Origin of the sequence: Congregibacter brevis (genome assembly GCF_045689245.1) — a bacterium.
Classification (GTDB): Bacteria; Pseudomonadota; Gammaproteobacteria; order Pseudomonadales; family Halieaceae; genus Congregibacter; species Congregibacter brevis.
Map to the genome: position 1 here is coordinate 3,499,208 of NZ_CP136865.1, position 25,718 is coordinate 3,524,925.

The 25,718-nt window shown below is 55.2% G+C and carries 25 protein-coding genes; all 25 read right to left on the reverse strand.

The window, feature by feature from the left end:
* Positions 1-29 precede the first annotated feature (29 nt).
* Positions 30-2,207, reverse strand: a complete 2,178-nt coding sequence (gene flhA / locus R0137_RS15495) for a flagellar biosynthesis protein FlhA (protein WP_407327305.1) — start codon at positions 2,205-2,207, stop codon at positions 30-32.
* Positions 2,191-3,345 carry a flagellar biosynthesis protein FlhB gene (gene flhB, locus R0137_RS15500; protein ID WP_407327306.1) on the reverse strand — a complete coding sequence of 385 codons (1,155 nt, stop codon included), beginning with the start codon at positions 3,343-3,345 and terminating at the stop codon, positions 2,191-2,193. Before flhB ends, flhA begins: the two co-directional genes overlap by 17 nt.
* A 15-nt stretch (positions 3,346-3,360) precedes the next feature.
* Entirely contained in the window at positions 3,361-4,131 is a 771-nt protein-coding gene (fliR, locus tag R0137_RS15505) for a flagellar biosynthetic protein FliR (RefSeq protein ID WP_407327307.1), read from the reverse strand.
* A 5-nt stretch (positions 4,132-4,136) separates the two neighbouring features.
* On the reverse strand, positions 4,137-4,406 hold the full coding sequence (gene fliQ, locus R0137_RS15510) for a flagellar biosynthesis protein FliQ (protein WP_405268585.1): 270 nt from the start codon (positions 4,404-4,406) through the stop codon (positions 4,137-4,139).
* 9 nt (positions 4,407-4,415) lie between these two features.
* Positions 4,416-5,192, reverse strand: a complete 777-nt coding sequence (fliP, locus tag R0137_RS15515) for a flagellar type III secretion system pore protein FliP (protein ID WP_407330033.1) — start codon at positions 5,190-5,192, stop codon at positions 4,416-4,418.
* 11 nt (positions 5,193-5,203) lie between these two features.
* On the reverse strand, positions 5,204-5,650 hold the full coding sequence (gene fliO / locus R0137_RS15520; RefSeq protein WP_407327308.1) for a flagellar biosynthetic protein FliO: 447 nt from the start codon (positions 5,648-5,650) through the stop codon (positions 5,204-5,206).
* Positions 5,647-5,997, reverse strand: coding sequence for a flagellar motor switch protein FliN (fliN, locus tag R0137_RS15525; RefSeq protein WP_407327309.1), 351 nt, complete (start codon positions 5,995-5,997; stop codon positions 5,647-5,649). The genes fliO and fliN overlap by 4 nt, the downstream gene beginning before the upstream one ends.
* 15 nt (positions 5,998-6,012) lie before the next feature.
* Positions 6,013-6,993 carry a flagellar motor switch protein FliM gene (locus tag R0137_RS15530; RefSeq protein ID WP_407327310.1) on the reverse strand — a complete coding sequence of 327 codons (981 nt, stop codon included), beginning with the start codon at positions 6,991-6,993 and terminating at the stop codon, positions 6,013-6,015.
* A 13-nt stretch (positions 6,994-7,006) separates the two neighbouring features.
* On the reverse strand, positions 7,007-7,522 hold the full coding sequence (gene fliL / locus R0137_RS15535) for a flagellar basal body-associated protein FliL (protein WP_407327311.1): 516 nt from the start codon (positions 7,520-7,522) through the stop codon (positions 7,007-7,009).
* A gap of 357 nt (positions 7,523-7,879) precedes the next feature.
* Positions 7,880-9,403 carry a flagellar hook-length control protein FliK gene (locus R0137_RS15540; protein WP_407327312.1) on the reverse strand — a complete coding sequence of 508 codons (1,524 nt, stop codon included), beginning with the start codon at positions 9,401-9,403 and terminating at the stop codon, positions 7,880-7,882.
* A 59-nt stretch (positions 9,404-9,462) separates the two neighbouring features.
* Positions 9,463-9,900, reverse strand: a complete 438-nt coding sequence (gene fliJ, locus R0137_RS15545; RefSeq protein WP_407327313.1) for a flagellar export protein FliJ — start codon at positions 9,898-9,900, stop codon at positions 9,463-9,465.
* Positions 9,900-11,288 carry a FliI/YscN family ATPase gene (locus R0137_RS15550; protein ID WP_407327314.1) on the reverse strand — a complete coding sequence of 463 codons (1,389 nt, stop codon included), beginning with the start codon at positions 11,286-11,288 and terminating at the stop codon, positions 9,900-9,902. The genes fliJ and R0137_RS15550 overlap by 1 nt, the downstream gene beginning before the upstream one ends.
* A gap of 4 nt (positions 11,289-11,292) precedes the next feature.
* Positions 11,293-11,967 (reverse strand): FliH/SctL family protein, encoded by a 675-nt coding sequence (locus R0137_RS15555; RefSeq protein WP_407327315.1) that lies wholly within the window; start codon positions 11,965-11,967, stop codon positions 11,293-11,295.
* On the reverse strand, positions 11,954-12,964 hold the full coding sequence (gene fliG, locus R0137_RS15560) for a flagellar motor switch protein FliG (RefSeq protein ID WP_407327316.1): 1,011 nt from the start codon (positions 12,962-12,964) through the stop codon (positions 11,954-11,956). Before fliG ends, R0137_RS15555 begins: the two co-directional genes overlap by 14 nt.
* Positions 12,957-14,663, reverse strand: coding sequence for a flagellar basal-body MS-ring/collar protein FliF (gene fliF, locus R0137_RS15565; protein ID WP_407327317.1), 1,707 nt, complete (start codon positions 14,661-14,663; stop codon positions 12,957-12,959). The genes fliG and fliF overlap by 8 nt, the downstream gene beginning before the upstream one ends.
* A gap of 52 nt (positions 14,664-14,715) precedes the next feature.
* On the reverse strand, positions 14,716-15,033 hold the full coding sequence (gene fliE, locus R0137_RS15570) for a flagellar hook-basal body complex protein FliE (RefSeq protein WP_407327318.1): 318 nt from the start codon (positions 15,031-15,033) through the stop codon (positions 14,716-14,718).
* Between the two features lie 55 nt (positions 15,034-15,088).
* Positions 15,089-16,426, reverse strand: coding sequence for a sigma-54-dependent transcriptional regulator (locus R0137_RS15575; protein WP_407327319.1), 1,338 nt, complete (start codon positions 16,424-16,426; stop codon positions 15,089-15,091).
* Positions 16,423-17,706: a sensor histidine kinase gene (locus R0137_RS15580; protein ID WP_407327320.1), complete on the reverse strand. Its 1,284-nt coding sequence runs from the start codon at positions 17,704-17,706 to the stop codon at positions 16,423-16,425. Before R0137_RS15580 ends, R0137_RS15575 begins: the two co-directional genes overlap by 4 nt.
* 112 nt (positions 17,707-17,818) lie before the next feature.
* The gene (locus R0137_RS15585; protein WP_407327321.1) at positions 17,819-18,970 is read right to left on the reverse strand and encodes a sigma-54 interaction domain-containing protein; all 1,152 of its coding nucleotides are present in this window, start codon (positions 18,968-18,970) and stop codon (positions 17,819-17,821) included.
* Positions 18,971-19,225: 255 nt separating this feature from the next.
* Positions 19,226-19,795 (reverse strand): PilZ domain-containing protein, encoded by a 570-nt coding sequence (locus R0137_RS15590; protein ID WP_407327322.1) that lies wholly within the window; start codon positions 19,793-19,795, stop codon positions 19,226-19,228.
* 107 nt (positions 19,796-19,902) lie between these two features.
* Positions 19,903-20,259, reverse strand: a complete 357-nt coding sequence (gene fliT, locus R0137_RS15595; RefSeq protein WP_405272941.1) for a flagellar protein FliT — start codon at positions 20,257-20,259, stop codon at positions 19,903-19,905.
* Positions 20,260-20,267: 8 nt separating this feature from the next.
* Entirely contained in the window at positions 20,268-20,660 is a 393-nt protein-coding gene (fliS, locus tag R0137_RS15600; RefSeq protein WP_407327323.1) for a flagellar export chaperone FliS, read from the reverse strand.
* A gap of 26 nt (positions 20,661-20,686) precedes the next feature.
* A complete protein-coding gene (gene fliD / locus R0137_RS15605; protein WP_407327324.1) occupies positions 20,687-22,735 on the reverse strand; it encodes a flagellar filament capping protein FliD in 2,049 nt (682 codons plus the stop codon).
* A 196-nt stretch (positions 22,736-22,931) separates the two neighbouring features.
* Positions 22,932-23,348: a flagellar protein FlaG gene (locus R0137_RS15610; protein ID WP_407327325.1), complete on the reverse strand. Its 417-nt coding sequence runs from the start codon at positions 23,346-23,348 to the stop codon at positions 22,932-22,934.
* A 109-nt stretch (positions 23,349-23,457) separates the two neighbouring features.
* The gene (locus R0137_RS15615) at positions 23,458-25,326 is read right to left on the reverse strand and encodes a flagellin (RefSeq protein ID WP_407327326.1); all 1,869 of its coding nucleotides are present in this window, start codon (positions 25,324-25,326) and stop codon (positions 23,458-23,460) included.
* Positions 25,327-25,718 lie beyond the last annotated feature (392 nt).

Here is a 25,718-nt window from a genome sequence, read left to right on the forward strand (position 1 = left end):
CCTCTGCTGGTGTAGGGCTGCGGCGCTCATCAGGCCGCAGCGCTAACTGCGCCGGCGGCAGCGCCACCCATCTGACCACGTTCTGTTCCCGGGCTCCCGCCCGGATTGTTTCCAGGGCTGTTCCCTGGGTTGCTGCCAATCGTGGCAACAACGCGAATGGACTTAGTCGGCGGGACTTCTTCGTAAGCCAGTATGTAGAAGTTACTCATGCGCCCCTTGAGCAGCCTCGACAGGAACAATCGAATATTGCTCGCTACCAGTAACACCGGATTATGGCCGTCCGTTTCCAGCTTGCCCGAAGCCTGAATAACCTGCTGAATCACCGCGTCCATTAACGAAGGCTCCAACCCACCGGGAGACCCCTCTACTGAAGACAGCAATATCTGTTCCAACTGGGAATCAAGCACCATAACCGGCATTTCGCGCGCCGTTCCGTTGACGGTTTGAAAGATTGCAGGTCCCAGAGCGATGCGAACTCTGGCGGTTAAAGCGTCAGAATCCTGACCCTTTCCACCATGATCTGACAGCGCTTCCGCGATGGTCCGCATATCCCGAACAGGAATCCCCTCCTCCAAGAGGTTGTGAACCACGCGGGTAACCTCCGAGAGGCTCATGACACCGGGCACCAAACTCTCAACCAGCTTCGGCGATGACTTCGACAGCTTGTCCAGGAGCTGCTGCACTCCATCCTGGCCGATGAGTTCGTGCGCCTGATTCTTGAGAATCTGACTCAGGTGCGTGGCTATCACCGTGCTGCTGTCGACCACCGTGTATCCCATGGTTTGAGCTTCATCGCGCTGGGATGCATCAATCCACACAGCATCCAAGCCAAAGGTGGGATCTTTTGTTGCAACACCGTCGAGTTCGCCAAACACTTGACCGGGGTTAATCGCCAGCTCCCGGCCAGGGAATACCTCTCCCTCGCCGGCGATCACATCATGCAGACTTATTCGATAGTTGTTCGGCGACAAGTCCAGGTTGTCGCGAATGTGCACTGAATGCACAAGGAAACCCAGTTCCTGCGAGAGTTTTTTACGTACACCCTTAATACGACTGAGAAGATCGCCGCCCTGGTTTTTGTCGACCAGCGAGATCAGCCGATACCCCACTTCTAAACCAATCTCGTCGACCTGGGCGACATCATCCCAGCTCAGGTCCTTAGCCTCGGCAGGCTTCGGCTCGTCCGTAACTTCGGGTTCCAATGTCGCCTCAGGCGCTGGCTGTGCTTTTAGATAGCCTATGGCCCCTAGAACACCTGCGATACCCAGAAAAACAGTATTAGGCATGCCAGGAACAAGGCCGATGATGCCGATGATCGATGCCGCCACAAAGAGAATCCGCGGGTTGTCTGTCAGCTGCGAAACCACCTCTGCACCCATGTCGGCGGTTCCGGACATCCGAGTCACGATGATCGCCGCGGCCGTCGACAGGAGCATCGACGGTATTTGCGCGACCAACCCATCACCAATCGTTAACAACACGTAGTTTTCCGCGGCTTGAGCGGCGGTCAGGTCATGCTGCAAGGTACCGATCGCAAAACCGCCAAGAATATTGATAAACAGAATCAAAATACCAGCGACCGCATCGCCGCGGACAAACTTACTCGCGCCATCCATCGCCCCGTAGAAGTCAGCCTCGCTGCCCACTTCTTCACGTCGGCGCAAAGCTTCGTCCTGTGTAATCAGTCCGGCATTCAAGTCAGCATCAATTGCCATCTGTTTACCGGGCATGGCATCCAAGGTAAAACGCGCCGTGACCTCAGAGATTCGCCCAGCACCCTTGGTCACCACGACGAAGTTGATGACAACGAGAATGGTGAAGAGCACCAGTCCCACGGCGTAGCTGCCGCCTACAACAAAATCACCGAAGGCCTCGATGACACTACCGGCCGCGCCGGTACCGGTATGTCCCTCAAGCAACACCACTCGCGTCGACGCCACATTGAGCCCCAAACGTAGAAGAGTAGAAATCAGCAGAACCGTGGGGAAAACCGCAAACTCAAGGGGCCGACCGGCGTAAACAGCGGCGAGGAGAACAATAATTGCCAGCGCTATATTGAAGGTGAAGAGTACATCCAGAATCACCGGCGGCAACGGCAATACGATCATCGACAAGAGCAGCATCATCACCAGCGGCGTGCCGATGCCGGACATCAGACCCATGGGGCCCTGGGCCGCACCCGGTAGCGTATTAGTCGTCGCCATCATTAGGCTCCTTATCCATCAGGTGCTCGTAATTGTCGGGTACTTCTAAATCCAGAGGACGGGGCACGTAGTCCGTCGGTCTGGAGCGTCGTAGCTGGAACAAATAGGCCAGTACGCGTGCAACGGCCAGGTACAAGTCATTGGGGATTTCGTCGCCAATTTCGGTACTGCCGTACAAGGCCCGTGCAAGAGGCGGCGCTTCATAAAGGGGAACGTCGTGCTCGTTGGCGATGCTTCGAATCTGCAGTGCAATCAAGTCACGACCTTTAGCCACGACCTTCGGCGCGCCACCACTGTCGGCGTAGGACAAAGCAACGGAGTAATGGGTCGGGTTTGTGATGACAACATCGGCCGTAGGCACGTCTTCCATCATGCGCCGCTGGGAGACCTCACGCTGCAGGGCACGAATGCGCTGTTTCACTTCCGGACGACCGTCGGTCTCTTTCATCTCGTCGCGAACTTCCTGGCGTGTCATGCGCAGCTGCTTGTTGAAGTTCCAGAGTTCGAAAGGCACATCAAACATCACGATAAGCACCATGGCGGCGCTCAGAATAATCAGTGAAGTAACCAGCATCACAACAACGCGACTGCTGGCCTCTCCGGGCGTTAAAGCACTGAGCGTCAGAATCTCGTGCTCAAAAGCCATAATCAGAAAATAGGCGACGGTCATGAGCATAAGGAACTTCAATAGAGCTTTTACCAGCTCCAGCAGTCCCTTTACGGAAAACACCCTGCCGAGGCCTTTTACGGGATCCAGTTTTTCAAGCTTAAAAGCCATGGCTTGAAGACTGAAAGACCAGCCACCCATGATGAGTGGACCCGCGAGTGCTGCAACAACGGTTACGGCAAACAACGGCGCCAAGGTGAGCAAAGCAGAAACTGCCATGTGCATGAAGTGCACCGGCAGCTGTTCTGCATCAAAAGCTGCCGCGCGATCAACACTAAAGCCATTGGTGGTCACCGCAAAAAGACCGTCGATGAGACCGCCACCCAAAATCCACAGGCCGACGCCGGTAATAAGCAGCGAGAGCATGGTGTTGAGCTCTCGGGATCGGGGTACCTGGCCCTTTTTTCGCGCCTCTTCTTTGCGGCGCTCTGTAGGCGGTTCTGTACGTTCTTGTCCGGTCTGTTCTTCAGCCATAGCGCGCTCCCCCTGTCAGCCCAGCACCAACAGCGTTTGTTCGAGTCCAAGACTCAAAAAACGCTGGAGGGTAGACAGGAACATGGGGAGCGCCAGCAACATGAAAACGAAACCGGCAACAATCGTGACGGGAAAACCCACAGCAAAAATATTCAGCTGAGGAGCGGCCCGGGTGATAACGCCAAAGGCGACGTTAATCATCAAAATGGCGGTTAACGTGGGCAGCGCCAGTAGCAACGCACTGGCAAACAGTTGACTGCCCAGTGCTGCGACATTTGCGAACATTCCCAGAGGAGAAAACCCGCTTCCCACAGGAATCAGCGCAAAGCTTTCGACGACGGCGCTGATCAACATGAGGTGGCCATCAATCGCCAGAAACAACAATGTTGCCAGTACGACATTGAGCTGGCTCACTACCGGCACCTGCACACCGTTTTGTGGATCAATGGACATTGCGAAACCGAGACCCATACTCATGGCCACACTGTGTCCAGCGACAACTACCGCCGCAAATACCAGCTGCATAACAAAGCCCATCACCAGACCAATGGCAACTTCGCGCACCGCGAGCACCAATCCCACCGCGGACAATGGCTCGACTACCGGCGTGGCGGGTAACAATGGAGCCACCAATGCAGCAACGGTCACCCCTAACAAAATTCGAACTCTGATGGTGATGGACGCGTAACTAAAGATTGGCGCGGCGAGCAGCATTGCCGACACACGCAAGAAGGGCCACAAGTAAGTGTGGAACAGCAGGATCAGTTCATCAGGTGTGAACACCATAGGATTCACCCCAGCAGGGATGGGATTTCCATAAACAGGCGTCTCGAGAATGTCACGACCACCTGCAACATCCAGGGGCCCGCAACAAACAATGCGACTACCAAAGCCAACAGCTTAGGAATGAAACTCAGGGTCATTTCCTGAATCTGCGTAGCGGCCTGAAAGATACCGATGAGCAAACCCACCGCGAGTGCCGACAATAGCAGCGGGCCAGCAAGAAGTACCGCTAGCCACAAAGCGTCCTGTCCTACGGCGAGTACTGCTTCGGGTCCCATAGCCTGCTCCTACACCGTGAAGCTGGTTACGAGGGTAGCGGCGATAAGCGACCACCCATCGATAAGCACAAACAGCATGAGCTTGAATGGCAGGGAGATCAGCATTGGAGAGAGCATCATCATGCCCATGGACATCAACACCGCGGCGACCACCAGATCAATAATCAGGAATGGCACGAACATCAGAAAGCCAATCTGGAAAGCCGTTTTTAGCTCGCTGGTAAGAAATGACGGCAGGAGTACCACCATGGGAACGTCATCTTGCGTCGCAAACGGCTGATAGCCACCAAGCTCAGCGAACAACATTAAGTCTGTTTCGCGAGTCTGTCCGAACATGAATTCGCGAAAGGGAATCTTTGCCGCGTCCAACGCTTCAGTAAATCCGACGGTTTCGTTCATGTAGGGCTGCAGTGCCGTAGCCCAGGCAATCTCAAATACCGGCGCCATGATGAACAAACTCAAAAACAGCGATAAGCCCAAAATGATCTGGTTCGACGGCGTCTGTGCGGTACCCAAGGCCTGGCGCAAAATTGCCAGCACAATCAGGATGCGTGTAAACGAGGTCATGGTGATCAATGCCGCAGGAATCAAAGTCAGCAAAGTCATGAGCAGCAAGATCTGCAGGCTCATAGAGTAATCACTGCCACCTGCTGCGCTAGGCTGCACCGAAACCAACGGAATACCCGTCTGCGCCCAGGAAAGCTCTGGCAGGAACAAAAGCAATACTGCTAGAGCAAAGCCGCCCGAAGCCTTTCTTTTGAACGCGTTGATAAATGATACCTTCATGAAGGGTGAGTTCATGAGCGGCTTCCCAAGGGGTTAGCCGCACGGAGCACGGCCGCAAAATCCGGGGCGCCCGATTCTTGAGCACTGGTGTCCACCAGGGGCTCTGGCAGCACATGGAGGGTTCGGACAGAGCCGGGAGCAACACCAATCAAAAGCTGCTCACCACCCACTTCGATCAATACGACCTTTTCTCGCTGGCCAACGCTTGCGCTGCCAATCACGCGAAGAGCAGATGCACTTCCGACGCTGACGCCGTTGAACCGTTTCAGGAAGTAAACGACGGCGAACAAGCAGACAAACACCAGCACCAGTGATCCTAAAACCTGAAACAGGTATCCGGCACTGAACAGTTCCGTTGGCGCACCCGCTGCGGCGTCCGACGCAGGCACCTGCGCATGGGCGTTGGAAGACAGCGACAATGCGAGAGGAGCAAAAAGCTTGGAGCGAAGAATATTCATTTGAGCTTTTTTAGACGCTCCGATGGGCTCACAACGTCTATGAGTCTCAGACCAAACTGCCCAGAGGATTCCACCACCTCACCGCGCGCAATGAGCGTACCGTTGACCATGAGATCCAAATGCTCACTGACTCCGCGATCGAGGCTGACGATGGATCCTTGATTCAGTGCCAGCAAATCCTTTATGGGTAAGCGTGCGCGACCGATCTCTACGGACAAAGTAACTTGCACGTCCATAAGGAGGTCGAGATCAATTTTTCCGCCGACGCTGGCCGTCGGGGCCGCACCGCCCTGGAGCTCTTCGGGAGGCTCTGCGGCTACTGCGTCGTTTGTTTGTTCGTCACTCATAATCTTCTCCAAAACCTAGTTGGTTGCCGGCAGCAACGAACTGGCGAGTGTTTGTACTTGAACGGCTTTCTTGCCGTCGAAACTTCCATAGCGCCCTTCTGCAAGAGTCACGTTTTCAATCTTCAGGATCACTTCTTCCGTGGACTTCAGCGGAATCACGGCACCGGCCTCCAACTCGAGTAAATCCGACAAAGCGATCGATTGAGTGGCGAGTACCCCCGCGAGATCCAGCTCGATGCCTGGCAACTCGCGACGAAAGAAGGGCTCCCAGCTTTGACCATCGCTGGGCTCATCTTTTTTACGCGGTGGTGCAAAACGAGCGCGGTAGGGCTCCAAAGACGCGAAAGGAAGGAGCAAATTGACACTGCTGGAAAACTCACCAACGCTGAGAGAAAAAACCAGACTCAGCAAGATATCGGACGAAGGGAGCATCTCGAGACGATCAGGCACTCCCATCGTTCCCAGCTCACCTGCTTCCAGCGGCAGTTTCTCGCGCCAGGATTCGACGATACTGGCGATCTGAAACTCAGCAATTCGCTCCGCCAGTCGAAGTTCTGTGGGCGTTAGACTCGTCCTTGTGTTTTCCTGGGGCGCTCCGCCCCCGCCAAAGTAGGCGTTAACGGCAAAGGACAAAAGACCAGATGGCGAGATACAAAAAACCGGACCCGCAAGGGGCGAAAGGCTTGTTGTAGTAACAGCAACACTGGGTTCAAGGGATGCAATGGCATCCGCAACGGTGACTAGTTCTGGTGTCTCTGCGCGAACCAGAAAATCAATGGAGAAACTATTTTCGAGGGCTGTGCCCAGCATATCCGCATGACGTTCGATGAGCGGACCCAGGGCAACAAATTCGCGCAGGAGCGATTGCTCCCGCGCCGAGAAATCAAAGCGGCGGAACTGGCCATCGTCAGCAGAGTCATCTGCCGAGGTGTTCTCGTCAACGCTTTCCATGAGCGCATCGATCTCACCTTCTGTTAAGACGTCATCACTGGCCATTCCCGCTCCATGATCATTGCAACACAAAGTTCTCGAAGTAAATTTTCTGGATCCCGTCGGCAGGAGCCAGTCCCAGGGACTTGTTCACCGCGATTAAGGCATCGGCACGCAACTTGTCTTTTCCTTCGATCGTCTTCAGTGCCGCAAAGTCCTGCTGACTAAACAAGGTAATCAAGGCATCTCGAATAGCCGGCATATCTCTCGTCGCCTGGTCAACGGCCTCTTGCTTGTAAGCCATCAACTGCATTTCGGCTTGTACGTACCGCGTACGACCACCGTGCTCCAGATTGACCAACAGCTTTTCCATATCCAAATACAGGGGGACCTTGGGCGCCTCTTCGACGACCTCTTCAACGGCTTCCTCACCTTCGGCACTGTCACCGCCAGACAAAAAGAAAAATGCACCAGCGCCACCACCCAACAGCACTACGACTGCCACAAGAATGATGATTAATTTGCCCTTGCCGCCTGATTTTTCTTCGACCTCGACCGCGTCGCCGCCCAGATTCAAGTTGTCTTTACCGGCCATTAGCCTTCTCCCGTGTCATCGGCTTGCGCGTCCCACCGTGCACACATACACGAGAAGGACAGAGCAATTGCCATACCAGTGGAAATTTCCACATTAAAAACAATATGTTATAGATTCTGTTGAATGGTGATCGCCAGTATTTTGACGCATCTTTATTCGAATGCGTCAGCATACAAACGTGGGCGCTAGCCCCTAATCAATCACCCGGGAAGGATGGTAGAACGAATACGTCCGGATAAAAACAATTCCAGGAGACCGCCGCGTTGCGCGGCGATCAATAAGATGGGCGATAACTCTCTAGATGGCTATCTAGATGACTGTCTAAACGACTACCTAAATGACTACCTAAATGACTACCTAAATGTAGGTATCAATCCGCGAGCTGTTCCCCGTAGACGCGACCAACAGAGAAGAATCTGATTCATCAAGCTCCGTTGTGCCTTCTGAATCCGCAATGGCGTTAGCCTGACCTTGCCCGGCTTCGCCTTGCAGCCCCTGCTCGCCCACGTCGGCGTTCGCTAGTTGCAGACCACTCTGCTCGAGCATCTCCCGAAGCCTGGGTAGCGATTGCTCGATCGCATCTCGCGCGGCGCTGGTTTCTGCCGTGAAGGCCACCTTGGTCTGGTCACCCTCGGTGGTCACGGTAACCTGAAGTCGTCCAAGCTCCGCAGGGTGGAGCTGCAATCGCGCCTCACGCACCCCATCGCGCACCAGAGTTTTCATACGTGCAGTAAGCTCTCCCGGAAACTCCGCGTCATCCGGCGCTCGAGCAAGAGAATACTCAGGCATGGTAGCGGCGGCGGCCGCACTGGGGCTGGCAGCAGCCGCGCTGGGAGCCATACCCACTACTGGCGACGCCGCAGCTGGGGCGGCAGCCACTGCATCACCTCTGGGCATCGAAGCGGTAGTACGCGCCAGCTCGTTTGCGCCGTCCAGCTGAACATCAACTGCTCGCTGGTTCGCTGACTGAGAGTCCATATTGGCGCGGAGCCAGTCGGCGGTTGTCGCCTTTAATGCGCTGGCGTCAGTTTGAACGGAACTAAGCTTTTGCCCTTCTGCTGCAGATGCTCCTGATGTCTGCGCTGTATCAAGACCGCTGGGTAATTTCTGAAGCTGTGATACGTCAGAGCTCTGCAGACCGCTTTGACTGATCCCTACTTCAGCAGTGGGTACAGCAGTGCCTGCCTGAGTCGATAGCGCCGAAGCCTTAATCGCCTTTGATCCCTCTACCGTCAGAGCAGCGAGGTTTTGAGCATCGGGGGAGGTCTTGCCCGTAACAGTCTCATTCGCTGAACTGTCCGAAGCCGACGGCACGTTCGAAGTTAAGCTAGATGATCCCTTTGCTGGACTAAGCAGCGTTAAAGAGGAGCTCTCAAGTTTACTGGAAGCATCGCTGACTAATCCGCTAGATGAATTAGAAGCTTTGGGAGCCTCCACCGGATTCTTCGGTAACAGATCTCGCAGCAGCGCAGCGCCGTCAGCGTCCGTCAACGACGACTCATCCGCGGCACTTCCCTCGCCCGCCTGCGCAGCTGCTGCACCGCTGTCTGCATCGCTATCAGTTCCGGCAGCGTCAGATCCGTCCGCAGATTGCCCGGTAGATGCCTCATCAAGGTTTGCCACGTCGGCAGCCTGATTCCCTTCCTGCGGCAAGCCATTGCCGGAGCTTTTATCCACCGAGCTACCGTTATTTCGCGTCTGATAAGACGCCTCGGCGGGCTGATCTGGCTTTCGGCTGCGACCCTGCTGCTTATCCAAAACACGAGAGAAGTCGTCGCTTTGGCCGAAGTTAGCCTCAGAATTGGTGTTTTTTGCGATTTTTGCGCCGGAGGACTCCAGCGATGCAACACTTAACAATGGCGAATTCAAACTCTCTGCCATGACGGCCTCTTTCAGTACAAGATCACTATTACCCGTGTAACAGCAAGCGCTGTGCCAAATCAGCCGTTCCCGTCAAATCGCTGCAGACTCACTTCGTCGCTGTGTTTTTGCTCTTCTTTATCGCCCGCGCGAAGCAAGTCCAAACGTCCCCGACTAATGAGCTCATCAACGCTTGAACGTCGCAGGGTCCTATCAACCAGGTTTTCTCTATTGGACTCCAGCTCAACCTGAGTACGACTGTTTTCCTGGCCCTGAAGACTGATGGCGTCGTTGAGATTGTGAAGAAAGCGTCGGTAGTCCACTAACTGCCGAGCATCCATACCCGAGCTGGCCATCGCCTGGAGACGCAGCTCATATTCTTGCTTGAACTGCTCCAGCTGAGACAGCTTGGCAGAGGACTGATCGTGAGCCTGCTGGCTACGCTGGAGAGTTCCCGCGGCGCGATTCTCTTCGGTCTTGGCAACTAGTGCTACCTTGTCGAGTTTATCCAACTCCATCAGGAGGCCATAGCATTGGAGTTAGCTTGGACGGAACCACTCAGATAACGAGCGGTGTTCACAAGGTCATTAACGCTTTGTGTCATGGAGACTTTTTGTTGCTCCGCTTGTCGCACAAGTTGCCTCAAAGGCTCATGGGCGCGCAGCGCCTGGTCAATCTTGGGGTCGCTGCCATGCTCATAGGCTCCGATGGAAATAAGATCCTTATTTTGCCGATAGACCGAGTATAGCTCTTTAAGGGCCCGCGCTAACTCTTGTTGGTTCTCGTCGGTAATGCCGGGCATGGCGCGACTAACGGACGCCTCAAGGTCAATGGCTGGAAACAATCCCGAGTCTGCTACGCTGCGAGACAAGACTATGTGTCCATCCAAAATAGCGCGAGCTGCGTCGGCTATCGGATCGTTATGGTCATCCCCCTCGACCAACACCGTATACACCGCGGTGATGGATCCGACTCGGCCGTTTCCTGCACGCTCGACAAGATTAGGTAGTAGCGAAAACACCGAGGGCGGATAGCCCTTGGATACGGGAGGCTCCCCCACCGCCAACCCGATTTCCCGCTGCGCCTGAGCAAAGCGTGTCAACGAATCCATTAGCAGTAAAACATCGCGACCCTGATCGCGAAAATGCTCCGCGATGGCCGTCGCTCTCCAGGCGCCATGCACACGCATTAGCGGTGGATAATCCGCCGGAGTCGCAACCACAATCGCTCTCGCAAGACCTTCGGGTCCCAAAATGTCTTCGATGAACTCCCGAACTTCGCGGCCTCGCTCACCCACGAGACCAACCACAATAACGTCAGCTTCCGTGTGTCTCGTCATCATGCCCAGCAGCGTACTCTTCCCAACACCACTACCGGCGAACAAACCCAGACGCTGTCCCTTCCCCATCGTAAGAAGACCATTGATTGCGCGCACACCCACATCAAGCGGCTCTCGGATAGGCCGGCGCTCCAAAGGATTCAGTGGTTTGGCACGAAGTGCCACGCTGTGACTGCAATGGGGAGCCGGGCCATCATCAAGAAAGTGCCCAGCACCGTCGATAACCCGGCCAAACAATTGCTCATCCACCGCGACAATCGCGCGCGCGCCCAAAGGCACGACTCTGGCGCCGAGCTGCAGTCCGGACACGTCACCCTCGGGCATGAGCACCAGGCGGCCATCAGCAAAACCGACAATTTCAGTGTCGACTACGGCGCTATCGCTTATGACTCGACAGCGTTCGCCGATAGCTCCATCGCAGCCCTCGGCTTCCAGCTTCATACCCACCATGCGCATGAGCCGCCCCTCGCATTGAAGATCGGGTGCGTCAACATGACTGCTCAGTGTTGCGAGGCGCTGACCCAAACGTTGCATTTGCGCGTCGCGTATATTCTGCGCGCTGCTCACGTGCTTAAGCTTGTCCGCCCGTATCAGCGCTGCCAGCGCCAACGGGTAGGTCTGATTCTAAAATATCGTCCTCCGGCAATCCTGCTTCACCGCGCAACTCAGCCAATGCGGACTCAATACGTGTCTCAACGCTGGCATCAACAAAGCTATGACCGGCGGCCAACTGCAGCCCGCCTCGAGCCAGGCTCGGGTTTTCCTGCACCACAAAACGTTCGTTGGGCAGCATTCCCTGATCCCGGCACAAGGCTGCATCCAGAGGATTAAGCGTCAAGGTCACCGGCATGGATACAGAACCTAACGCCGATAGCGCATCCGCCAACACCCGTTCAATATCAGCCCCCGAATCCAGCTCACGACGTATGACCGCCCTCGCTATTCTCTCGGTGAGGGACAAGAGCTCTCGCAACAGAACCGCTTCACTCTCCTGAAAAGGCGCAGCCATGGCATCGAGAAGAGCCTGTAGCTGGGCCACCTGCCCGCTGGCTTTGGCGTTGCCTGCGGCCAGCCCTTCAGCGAAGCCAGCGTCGTAGCCCTTCTTTCGCTCCGCTTCGATATCACGGGTTTCTGATTGCTGTGCAGCACTCGCTACAGCTCGCGTTTTGGAAACCTGTTGCGGGAAAGCGTCGGGAACCGACGGCGCCCAACTTGCTTGGGCCTCTTGAGGATCAGACAAAATCATCACCGCCCTTACCGATCATGAGTTCACCTTCGTCCGCAAGCTGTTTGGCGCTGGCGAGAATTTCTTTCTGGGCGCTTTCCACTTCGGTGAGCTTCATCGGCCCTTTTGCGTCGAGATCCTCTCGGAGCATGTCGGCCGCTCTTGACGACATGTTGCCAAAGAACTTCTCCTGCAACTGATCGTCCACGCCTTTGAGCGCGACTACCAATGTATCTACTGAAATTTCCCGAATAAGACGCTGCATACCGCGATCGTCTAAGTCCATCAAATCGTCAAAGACAAACATGAGCTCGGCAATCTTGTCTGTGGTGTCAGCGTCGCTCTCGCGCAAGGCTTCCATCACGGACACTTCCATATCCGCGTCCACATTGTTCATGATCGCTGCAGCGCTGGTTAGGCCATTGACCGCACGCGGTGGCGTCTTGGACGCTCTCCCAAGCTGCTTTTCCAGAACTTTATCCAGTTCTTCCATCGCAGCGGGATCTATCATTTCGAGCTTGGCGATACGCAGCATCAAATCGGAGTGCAGCTCTTTAGGCAGCTCCGACAGCACATCAGCTGCCTGCTCTTCGTCCAGCGACGCGAGCACGATAGCCATAATCTGTGGATGCTCTTCGCTGATAATCGCCGCGACACTTGCTGGATCCATCCACTTAAGTGCTTCGATCCCGCGAGTCTTCGCTTTTCCCGGCATGACTTTAGCGAGCATGCTGTTGGCTTTGTCTTCACCTAGGGCTTGCACCATAACGCGCTTGGCAAAGTCCGAGGCGCCCAATCCCAATGGGTTGATAGAACCTGCCTTGGTGTTGAACTCTCCCAGCACCTCGGTCAATTGATCATCAGACACTCCGACGAGGGACGTCATCGCTTCGCCCACGCGTTGAACTTCTCGGGGCTCCATATGACGCATGATCGACGCGGCGGATTCCTCCCCCACGCCGAGCAAAAATATCGCGGCGCGTTGTGCACCGCTAAGCTTTGGACCTGCTTCAGCCATCGTCTGCTACCCAACCTCTTACGACTTGAGCGGCTCGATCCGGCTCCCCTGCGGCCACCGATCGCGCCATCTGCAATTGCTGCTGGTACCCCCCAGCGCCGCCAGCAGCTCCCGCTGCGCCAGGCAAACCTACCTGCCCCTGACCGCCTAAGGTTACCTGATCATCCGCCATAGCTCCGCCCCCAAGGGCCGCCACTTGCTGCTGCCCTGGCCCCTGGAGATTCTGCGGGGCCTGCATCATGGGCACAGGCACGGCCGCGAACTTCACGAGCGGACGGACGACGACAAACACAAGTGTTAAGAGCACAACAAGCACCAACAACCCTTTCGCGAGCTGCCAGATCCAGTCCTGCTCCATCAGCGATGTCTCTATCACTGCATCTTCAATCGCTGGGGCTTCTACAAAGGAGGCGCTAATTACGCTCACCGTGTCTCCGCGCGTCGCATCAAAGCCAACGGCCTCTCGTACCAGAGATGTGACCTCGTCTATGCGCTCCTGCGGCATGGGCACGCGACTGGTCGTGCCATCATCCGCTGTGGATTCAATGTAATCCAGCACTACCGCGATAGACAGCTTCTGAAGCGCTCCTGGCGTCTCGCGAACATGACTGATGGTCTTGTCCATCTCATAATTGATCGTTGATCGAGTGCTTGTACGCTCTGGCGGGAGAACACCGCCGAGTGGCAAGTTAGTCTGCACCACCCCGTTGGCCGTAGGCTGACCCTGAACCGCTGTAACTGTGGTATCGATAGGAGGTTCGTTGGACAAGGTACCCGGCACGCCTCCAGCGTAGCGCTGATTCGTTGTTTCTTCAGACGTTTGCTCACTGCGTACATGAGTCTCTGGAGCATAAGTTTCGAGAGTGCGCTCAACCCGCGTAAAGTCCAGGTCAGCAGCCACTTGGGCACGTACGGCATTGGCACCGAGGATGGGCTCTAGAATATCCACAATCCGACCACTCAGGTCTGATTCAAGTTGCCGCGTGAAACGGAACTGATCCTGGGTAAAACCAAACTCATCGTCGGTTCCCTGACCGGACAACAGCTTGCCCTGCTGATCCACAACGGACACCTGCTCCGAATCAAGGTTGGGAACACTTGAAGCGACCAGGTGCACGATACCGGCAAGCTGACGCTCATTCAGCGCCCGACCGGCATACAGATTGAGCATCACCGACGCGGCTGGCTGCTCCCGCTGCCTGAGAAATGCCGATTGCTTGGCCATCGCCAAATGCACCCTCGCGCCACGCACACTGTCCATGGCGCCTATGGTACGTGCGAGCTCAGATTCAAGGGCACGATGATAGCGAGCCTGCTCCATAAAGCTGGACAGCCCGATTTCCTGTTCACGATAGAGACTCTCAAAACCGACCCCTTCGCCCCGTGGGTATCCATCGCTGGCAAGCAGTAAGCGAGCACGATGAACATCGCCCGCCGGCACGGCAACCATGCCGCTTCGCTGATCCATACGATAGTCCATACCGTTGGCCTCGAGCGAAGCGATGACGTCATTGGTATCTTCCGGTGCCATGGTGCCGTAAAGAGGCTTGTAGTTAGGTTCCACCACCCACTGCACCAGACCCATGGCCATCGCGATACTCGCGGCGAGACCTACGAGCAAAGCTAACTGGCGGGTCGCCGGCTGCCGCGAAAACCCACTAAAGCGGGCGAACAAATTGTTATCGATAGCTTCGGCCATGTCTCTACGTTCTCACTAATTCAAAGGTTTGGACGTTTCTTAAAAAGAAGCGTCAAACTTGCATGCTCATGATTTCCTGATAGGCGCTGAGGAGCTTGTTGCGTACCTCGGTCATTGCCTGAAATTCCAAACCAGCGCGCTGAGATGCGATCATTACCTCGGTCACCGAGGTTTGGGGGTCACCCGACTCAAAGGACGTAGCCAGAGCTTTCGCTTCCATCATGGAAGCGTTCACCTGCTCGATGGAATCCTGCATGAGACTGGAGAAGTTCGCCCCGGTGACCTGCTCCGGACTCGCTGACTCAGACCCCGCAGCAGCTGCCATGGTACGCATCTGGGCAATAACCTGATTGATCGCAATATCGCTCATAACTCGCTCTCTCTGTTAATCATCACTACTCATCACTACGTAACTACCGCTCTACCTATGCAGACGCCGGCAAGCTAATACCTTGCTCACGCATCCGCGCCAATTTGTATCGCAGTGTTCTGGGACTGATCCCGAGCTTCTCCGCTGTTTCTTTACGGCTACCGCCGGTGGCATCCAAGGCCTGCAGAATCAACTCCTGCTCTCGGAGCTTTAAATCGCCCTCTAATGCCGGCCGCGCTGTAGCGGCGGGCGCTGGGGCATCAGCACTCACTTCGAACTGATCCGCTAAGACAATGTCGCACTCGCTGAGCACGTTGCTGCGAGCAAGAATGACGGCCCGCTGCACACAGTTTTCCAACTCCCGAACATTGCCCCGCCAGGCTTGCTTCACTAATGCTGACTCTGCCGACTCGTCAAAGTAGGCGCCGGGCACGGTGGCGTATCGATTCAAAAACAACTTTGCCAGAGGGAGAATGTCTCCTCGACGCTCTCTCAGGGGAGGAAGGTGGAGCGGCAACACGTTGAGTCGGTAGTACAGATCTTCTCTGAAGGTGCCTTCACGCACCTCGTCTTCCAGTTGCCGGTTAGTAGTCGCAATAACCCGTACATCCAGAGGAATCAGTTTGGTCCCACCTAAACGCTCTACCTCGCGTTCCTGTAAAACTCGCAGCAGCTTGGCCTGCAAACCCAGGTCCATCTCGGAGATTTCGTCCAACAGCAGCGATCCGCCATTGGCCTGCTCAAACTTACCGGGCCGCGATTGATGAGCACCTGTGTACGCACCTTTCTCGTAACCGAATAGCATGGACTCCAGCATGTTCTCGGGAATGGCAGCGCAATTGATTGCAAGGAACGGTTTTTCCGCACGATTTGATTCGTTGTGGATGAAACGGGCAAGCACCTCTTTACCGCAGCCCGACTCGCCACTAATCAAAACCGTCGCATCGCTGGGAGCAAGCCGCTGAGCGAGGGCACAGAGCTGCTGACTACTGGGATCTTCTGCGACTATCGGCAAACCAGCCTCAGCTGTAGGCTGCATACGCGCCACCATATCCAGCAGTACCTGAGCTTCGAAGGGTTTCAACAAGTAGTCTGTAGCACCGTCGCGCATTGCAGACACGGCATCACGTACGGAGCCATGAGCTGTCATCATCACGAACGGCATCTCTGGTTTACGGTTGCGCACCTCGCGGAGCAAACCGTGGCCATCCATCTCATCCATTTGAACATCGCTAATCACCATGTCGAAGCTTTCGCTCTCCATGCGTGACAACGCTTCACGCCCGTTACCGGCCGCAACAGCTCGGTAACCACCAAATTCAATGGTGTCGCACAGTGCGTCGCGAAGCGTATCGTCGTCTTCAACGATAAGTACTCGTGCTGCCTGATTCATGAACTAGGCCTCTCGCCTTTGCTACCGCTGTGAGAATGAACACCAAGGCCATCCGACTCTTCGTTGGCCTCACTAACAAGGTTGCTGACTACCTCAGAACCACCGCAGGATTCCTCGGTAGCCAGCAGGGGAAGATCAATTAGAAATTCAGCACCGCCCTGAGCGCGATTGCGGGCCCGCACTTCTCCGCCGTGATGACTGACCGTTTTGGCCACGACCGCCAAACCCAGGCCGGTACCCTGCGTTCGCGTCGTAAAGAAGGGATCGAAAAGTCGAGGCATCACGTCAGACGGAATACCGGGTCCGTTGTCTCGCACGCATATCTGCAAAGAGTCGTGACTGGTAGCCCCCGCCCAAATGTCGACACGTACAGACTCGCCACCTACATCCACGGCGTTGTTGACCAGATTTGCCAAAGCCCCAACCAAATCGTCCCTCGCGCCGCTTAAGGCGAGCGTGTCGTCGATGGGTGTGACCGTTAGATGGACTGTGGGTGGCAGAGTCTCGCGCACCGCCGTCTCAAGGGTGGTCATGACATCCCGCAGTAACAAGGGCTGCATATGAGGATTTTCACCACGTACGAAACTGAGCATGGATTCAATCAGCGCTTCCATGTGCTGAAGGCGATCCCCTAACCGCTCGCTAATCTTATCGCGCTGAACATGGGGAAGATCATGACTACCCAACTGGGAGAGATATAAGGTCGCAGAAGACAGTGGCGTTCGAATTTGATGTGCGAGTCGAGCGGCCATCTCGCCCAGCGCCGCAAGCCGTTCCCTCCGGCCCAGCTGTAACTGCAGGTCATGGAGTTCCGTCGTGTCGGTTATCAGAACGACTCGCTCTCCGTCCTCGCTGTCGTCATCCAGCGCGCGACTGTTGATAGATAAATGCCGTTGCCCGGGCTGCCGCTCATCTAGCTCGGGGTTGCGTTTGGCCACTTGAGGCCAGGTCTCTCCGAGTAAAGGCTCACCTAGCATATCGAGCGCCGCCGGATTGGCATCGCGAATGGTTTGCTCGGGATCAAGAATCATCACTCCGCCTGGGAGTACAGCCAGAAGAGACGCAAGACGATTTAACAGACGCTCTTTTTCCGCCAGTTCGCGAAGGCGTGCGCCGCGACTGATGGCTAGCTCCGTGCGCAGGCGCAAAACCTGTTCCTGCATCGTGCGATAACTGCTATCGAGTTCTCGGGAGACCTCGGTGAGCGAAGCTAGGGAGTTCTCATCCAGCGGAACACTCTCGGGGCGCTCGACCACATCTGATGTGGAGATCTGCGTCATACCTGTCCATTGAGTTGTGGTATCTCGGAACAGGTCTATGCAAAGGCTATGCCTATTATTTTATCTATATAATTCAGATGCTTATGGAACCCAAAAGGGGGAAGCGTCAAGACTATGGCGCCTCATCGGGACGAATGATCTCGTACTTACGCATCTTCTCGACCAAGGTAGTCCTCTGCAGGTTGAGCATTTTTGCTGCTCGGGCAACGACCCAGTCGTTTTGTTCCAGGGCTTGTACCATCAGCGAGCGCTCAAGATCTGCAAGATGTGTCTTTAGATCCATCCCTTCTTCGGCCAGTACTGCTGGCGCTTCGTCCAACGTCGTATTTCGCGAGTCCAGGCGACCCGTCGATTCTGGGGAAACGATCGAAACCTCGGGGGCGCCGCCCGCCGTAGCACCTGTCGCCCCAGACTGATCACCTCGAAGAAAAATATCAGCGACTTCTGTAGTTTCGCTCGCGCTGCGGTTGGCAACAAATTTGTCAGGCAGATGCGCCGCGGTCACTTCTTGCTCCGGATGGAGAATCGCCAGACGTTCGACGAGGTTAGAGAGCTCACGCACGTTACCCGGCCAGCCATAGCGCTTGAGGCATGCCATGGCGTCGTCACCCAGAGTCACCGAGCCGCGACTGTCACGCTCCATCAGATCCACAAAGCGTCTCACGAGAGCGGGGACATCTTCGACACGCTCCCGCAGGGGCGGAATGTCGATAGGAAATACATTAAGCCTATAAAACAAGTCCATACGGAAATCACCAGCCTCGACACGATCCTCGAGATTCTGGTGCGTCGCGGCGATCACGCGTACGTCGCAATCCTGAGTCTTATTACTTCCTACACGCTCGAAACACCGTTCTTGCAGAACGCGCAGCAGCTTGACCTGCATTTGGAGAGGCATGTCCCCGATTTCATCGAGGAAGAGGGTGCCGCCAGCGGCCATCTCGAAGCGTCCCTGGCGGCTGCTTATTGCACCAGTGAACGCGCCTTTCTCGTGACCGAAGAGTTCAGACTCCAGGAGCTCACCGGGAATGGCACCGCAATTGACCGGCACAAACGGGCCCTTCACGCGATCGGATAGTTGGTGAATTCCACGAGCAACCACTTCTTTGCCCGTGCCCGATTCGCCCAGTATCAAAACGGAAGCCTCCGCCGGCGCTACCTGAGCAATGAGGCGGCGTATCCCTTCAATTTGAGCACTGCTGCCAACGAGTTCCCGCGCCAATGTGCGACTCGCTTCAAGAATCGCCGACCCGTCTTCACTCACGCTTAATCCCCTTGTTTACGCGTGGATGCGCACATATTCACTGTCATGGCCAACTGTTTTACCGCTACAGTGAATTACTGACGCGACACAACAAAAACGCATGGAGTTTCAGAGTATTAGCGGCGTAAGTCAACTTTTTGACGGATTGATACTCACACGACTACATCTGGCTAGCGAATAGAGCCTAGATCACGGGCGAAATGGCTAGATGGGTTGCCAAGTAAGAGCTGCACACAAAGCCGTTAAAGCCAGCGTCTATTCGCCTGAAGATCGCTTAAAGGCCACTTCCCGGCGATGATGCCTGAAGATCAACTTTTCGAGCCACGACTTCGCCGCCCCGGTTAGCCCGGTAAAGCGGACTTTGCCTGTGCCCGCGGCGTGCTCTTCGGCAGTCGATACCACTTCGCCATAGCAGCAAAGTGGCTTGGGCAGCCCACGCTGAATGTAGAGTTCCAGATATACCGTTGTACCTGGCTCCGGTACATCTCCTTTCCAGGCGACACCTGCAGCGGATACGCGCACCGGACTGGTGTCGGGAATATCAAGTTGGTGGTAGATAAGAGTCCCGACGAGATCCAAAAGCAAATTGACTTTCAGATCCAGACGCGCGACTTCTTGCGCGACCACACCCGAAGAAGCTTCTTGCTGATCCTTTTGCCCGCCCGCGTCGCCAATCACCGAAACCGCCCGCAAAAACTCCTCGTTAGAGGCGTTGACCATAGCCAAATGCTTTTGATCGAGCTCGTGATTAACTTTTCTCCATGCGATGGAGATATTGTCGCTATAGGCTAAACCACCTTCAGACTTTGCGGGTGTCTCACTCATACGCAGGCGCACCTTTACGGCCCAGACTCAATAGATTCCAAGCTAGCATAAGAAGGGTCTGAGGGGGGAGCAAATACCGAGCCTGGCAACAGCGGTCGGCTAGAAAACTAGCTAGAGGATTGAACATCCTGATAGCTACCAAGAGCCGATCGCGTGCGCGCCTGATTGACGCCCTGCTCTAGCACCGCGTCGCGGGCATTAGCGAGCAGTCCCATGAGCTCATCATTGAGGTGAAGCATCACCGCAAGAGCTTCTGACACGAGCTCACCATGTTCCGCATCGACGGGCTGCGAAAAACACTGCTGTAGATCATCGCGACGTTCTCGCTCAAGTTCAGCCACGCGATCCCACTCACCGGCGCCGGCACAGTCCAGCATATCCCGCGTCATATTGAGCACGCCGGCCAATCGCTGGTATTGCCCTGATTCCTTGGCGTCGAGTGCGCTTGTGAGGGTCGCGTTCACAGAACCTGTTAGCCTCGATACTCTTCGGGAATCGCTTCCCAACCGCTCTTGATCTCGCGCATCAGTCCCGAGACCTCGTCAAGCAAGGCTTCATCTTTAGAAGAAGCAGCCTCGACCAAGCGTGATTCCATATAGTCGTAAAGATCGCGCAGTCGCGTGGCAACCTCGCCACCGCGCTCGATGTCCAGACTCGCCCGCATGTTATCGATGATGCTGATAGCCTTACCCAGCATCTCACCCTGCGCGGCTACGTCTCCCCGAGTCATCGCGCCTTTAGCACCAGCGATGCGGCTTAAAGCGCCATCCATCAGCATAGTAATGAGCTGATGAGGACTAGCGTCGGTCATGCCACTCTGAGCATCGACTTTGCGATAGGCACTGATTGCGGTCATACCATTCATCTATCTGCTCTCCATAGCGTTTAACGCTAGTTGTTGTTCTGTCCCGGTAGCGGAATTCCAGCAAGCTGGGTGGTTAAGAACTCGCTAGTGCTCTGTAAGTTTGCCAGTAAAATATCGAGAGCGTTGAACTGATTCCTGAAGCGCGCCTCGATGGCTTCTAAACGAGCTTCAAGGGCCTCGCGATCTTCCTCAATACGCGCCACGTCGGCCTCGAGGGTATCCGTGCGTAGATCGATCAAGCCATTACTGTCCAGAAAACGGTCGATGACATCGCTTAAACTGACCGCGACACCGCTTGAGATGTTGACGGAGCCGCGTGAACCAGTAGTCCCACCGATGATCGACAATCGAATGCCTTCGCTTGCAGAACCCGTCGCCCCTACCAAGCTTTGACCCGAGCCCGTAGCTGCCACGCCGCCAATGGTGCCGGCCACATCAACGCCATTGGTACCAGAACCCGCGGACAAGCCGAGCGTTCCGGTCGTGTTTGCTGCAACGCTGTCAATGACGACGCTACTCTCGGAGCCAAAACGGCTTGATTGAATCTGGAGCCGGTTTGACGCATCGAAGGTCACACTAACCGCAATACCCGCCTCTAAAAGATTATCGTCACCGTTAATGCGAGACTGCAGCTCTGCCGCCAAAGCATCACCACTATCGAAGTCGCCCTGGGTCAGACTAACGAGATCAGTGGAAACGCCATCGATCGTGAGGCGTAAGGTATCGTTAGAACCATCAATAGTCAGCGGGGCTAAGGCCGTGGGCGCAACAATGGCAGCGCCTGCGATACTGCCGCGAGTAGCCAGCTGAGTAACCTCAACACTGAAGTTGCCCACCTGCGTCGAACTACCAGCACCATCAAACACAACACTACTGTCGTTGGGCTGTCCGACTTGAGCGAACACGCCAGCCACACTATCAAAGTTGTCGCGTAACGCAGCGCCCAAACGGCCCTCATCGATTGCGAGATTGCCGTTTGCCTGGGTGGTTATTCCGAGTTCAGCCAATGTACTGAAAGGACCTTCAAAACCGTTCGAGGAACCCGTCAACGCGCTACGAACCTGAGTGATGATTGAGCGCGTGGCGAAATCACCCTGCAACGCGCCTGCTCGATCAGTCTCTGCGTCGTAAGCAGTCAGGTTCGAAGAAACATTGGTGAAGTTATTGAACGCCGATACGAAACTCTCGATGGCCGTTCGCACGGCGGACTCATTGTCCCTCACCGTGACCGTGACCGGTGCCTCAGTCGTTGCCTGCAGAGTAAGACTCACCCCGTCAATCACGTCATCTGCATTGTTACTCGCACTGGTGAGCGCAAGGCCGTTAATACTAAAACTGGCATCCTGTGCGGCAACAGTTTGAGACAAGTTGTTCGCGTCGGTATTGAACGCGAGGCGCGAGAGTCCTTCTGCATCGGTATTGTTACTGTCGCCCGTGTCGCTGACCTGAATTTCTATGCTGTTATCTGCGCCCGTATCAGTACTGCTCAGCAGCAAGCGAAAGCCTTCGCCATCGTTCACAATCGCAGCGGACACACCCGCATCCGCTGCATTAATGGCGTCACGCACGCCCTGCAAAGTGTTGTTGCTGGAATCGATGGTTATCGTGGCGCTAGCTCTATCTGCGTTGACACTGAAGCTATTGAAGCTTTCAGGCCCGGGATCTGCGCCCGTAATATCTGCAGTACCAAACCGCAGGGTCAACTCGCCCTCGCCCACCACATCGGTGAGACTGGAGAAACTACCCGAGGCTAAAGACTGCGATTGCGCCAGACTATCGATAGACACGCTGAAACTGCCCGCCGCGGCGCCTGCGCCTGCCGAAACACCTAGAGCATCAGAATTGCTACTGCTCGCTGATCGTTGGCTGAAAGTAGCAGTATCAGCGAGCGCGTCTACTGAACTTTGGAGTGAACTAAGGGAACCTTGGAGCGTGCCAAACGCGGATAGCTGACTGGTCAGCTGCGCCTCGCGCGCAACTAGACGAGTCTCAGTAGGACCACGCTCTGCAGCCACTAGCTGGGTGACTAAGCCTTCGATGTCTAATCCCGACCCTATGCCGGTTGCCGCTACCATGATTACTTACCGTATTATGTGTCGGATGGCCGCCGAGTGCTCTACCCCGTCGTTAGTTTAGTGCACGCCGGGTGTCTATACGACACTCTACACTCACCTCTTCAGCGCCGAGCCTTAGCGACACCAGACTCACCAGTTGCTCTCGAAACTGCAATATCGATGCCACGCAGCGTGGCCTTGCAGCTTATTCGACGTTTTAGCCGTTCTGGTCTATGAGCAGGCCACGAATAGAGTCCGACGCTTCAGCGCTTGCCTGCTGGTCGGACAGAAAACGTGCTATCTGAAGAATCTCTTCAGCCGGTATTTGCCGCACCAACTCGTCTGTTTCTGCGTCTACCACCTGAATTACCGTAGTTCCCAGGTCTCCATCTACAGAAATGTTCAAAGATCTTGAGACGCTCTGTATATACTCAGAGATATCGCGTGTTGCTTCTGACAGGGCCTGAGCTGACTGCCGAGGCGCCTCCTGTACAACGGGCGCTGGCGCTGAGCTGCCGCTTGCGGCAGCCGATTGCCGCCCAACGTTGACGCTTTCCTGCGACTCTTGTCGCGCAACCTGTGTTGCTGTGGTTTGCGTGTTCGCAGGCGAAGTACTGTTAACTGGATTAGTCATAGTCATCTACCTCCTGACCGTGTGGAATCATCTGCCGCAAAAGGCGAAAAAGTGAGGGGGGCTTTCGCCCGCCTCACTTGCAGAGACGCCAGTGATGGTCGTTTCACCGTTACTGCAGCAGCGCCAGCACGTTCTGTGGCTGAGCGTTGGCCTGAGCAAGGATCGAAATACCCGCCTGCTGCAGAATCTGCGCACGGGTCAGTGCAGCAGTTTCCGCGGCAAAGTCCGCATCCTGAATACGTGAGCGTGAGGCGCTCAGGTTTTCAGTTGTCGTCGCCAGGTTAGCAATCGTTGATTCGAAGCGGTTTTGGATCGCGCCGAAGGTGCTTCGCAAATCAGAGATCGTTGACAGAGTTGCGTCGATCGACTGAATAGCTGCATTTGAGTTGGCTACCGTCGTTACGCTCGCGGTACTCAGACTTCCTGCAGTAGCAAAACTTGTCGCAGAGAAAACTGTCGCTGCGTCTGCGCCACCTATTGTGACTGCCTCGCCTGAAACAATACTCAATACGTCACCATCAAGAGAGGCCGTACCATTACTGCCCAGCGCGGAGTTGACCGCATCCGTGAAGGCCTGAGATGACGCGTAGGTACCGTTTGCAACTGTAATGGCGTCGCTATCACCGAATTGAATGGTTAGATCCGCAACCGTGACCGACACACCATCTGCGGCGCCCGCCACGCTTGTCTGAGTTATTGCGTCAAACAAACCACCATCGGCAGATATAGAAAACGATCCTGCAACGTTCGCATCATCAGTTAGCAACACAGTGTCACCTGTGCCCCCGACAGTCAGTTCTGTGCTTGCGCCGAGTGCTGTAGTAATCGCCGCGCGAACACCTGCTGCGTCGGTAATGTTTGAGTCCAAGGTAACAACAAAATCGTTACCGCCTGGATCCGAAATCGTGAAGCTTGCATTAGGAGATGTATCCGCGTCGCTACCGGTAGCGTCCTGAACAACCGTTGTAGCAAAGCCTGTAGACGCGAAGCTGTAGCCGAGAGTGCTTGGCGCACCCGCGTCACTGTACGTCAAGGTAACATTGCCAGCATTGTCATCAGTCGCAGTTATTGTGTCGAAACGGGTATCGCCCGTAGCATCAAGCTTGTAAGCCTCAATAGCCGCTTGGATCTGATCGCCAGTGGTAGCTGCAGTTAGGGGAGTATCACTGTCGTAGACAATAGACACAGTGTCGGCGTCGGAGACGGTTACAGCGGGAGTAGCACCGCTAGAGCCGGCAAACGTAAATGTAGTGGTGTCGCCTGAAGAGCTTGTGAGCGTGAATGAACTGCCCGACGCGGTAGCGGCCGCATCCACAGCAATAGTGCTTGTGCCGGTCGCTGCTGCCACCGTACTAAAGTCATCGACCAAAGCACTCGCAGCGGCTGCATCAAATGAGAACGTAGCTGCCGAGCCGCCGCCAGCGAAGTTGGTAGCTAGGTTAACCGAGGTTGCTGTGGCAACCGCACCAACATCACCGGTTCGCGCACTAGTGGTTAAGTTGAGACCAATCGTCTCACCAACGTTTGCACCTACCTGGAACAGTGCGCTACCGAAAGAACCATCAAGAACGTTTCGGCCGTTGAATGAAGTCTGTTGAGCAATACGATCGATTTCTGACAAACGCTGCTGTACTTCCAAATCAAGCGCTGCACGGTCGCTATCAGAGTTAGTAGCGTTAACTGACTGAACCGCCAGCTCACGAATACGCTGGAGGTTGTTAGTCACCTCAGAAAGCGCGCCTTCAGCAGTCTGCGCAAGAGAGATACCATCGCTTGCGTTACGTGCCGCCTGGTTCAAACCACGGATCTGAGTCGTGAATCGCTCAGAAATCGCAAGGCCCGCAGCGTCGTCTCGCGCGCTGTTGATGCGCAGACCAGACGACAGGCGCTGTAGCGAAGTTGCCACATCGTTCTGCGAAGTATTGAGGTTCCGCTGAGATGTCAGCGATGGAATGTTTGTATTAATAATCTGAGGCATGGATGCGTCCCCTTCTGCTTCAGTTAGCGTGCGGCATTAGCGCTCACACAGGATTAGTCAGTTTCACTGCTGGCCTTGGTGAAACGAAAACCTCGACACACCAAATCAGCCATCAACAACGTTAGCGGACGGTCTTTGAAGAGCTTTAGGGTTTTTTTGATGTTTCGTGATGTTTTTTTGCGAAATTTCTTCCAGAGTCACTCTAACGAGCCGAAAAATCGAGATTAGGCCATATAAAACAATGGGATAGGAAGCACTCGAACATTCAGTGCGAAAAGTGAAACCTAGGAAATTTTTCTTTATCTAGCGCAAAAAACCCAAATTGTTCAAAAAACATCCAGCTAACGGCGTCTAGATGAGATTTACGCGGTCAGATCAAAGTACCAAAAGAG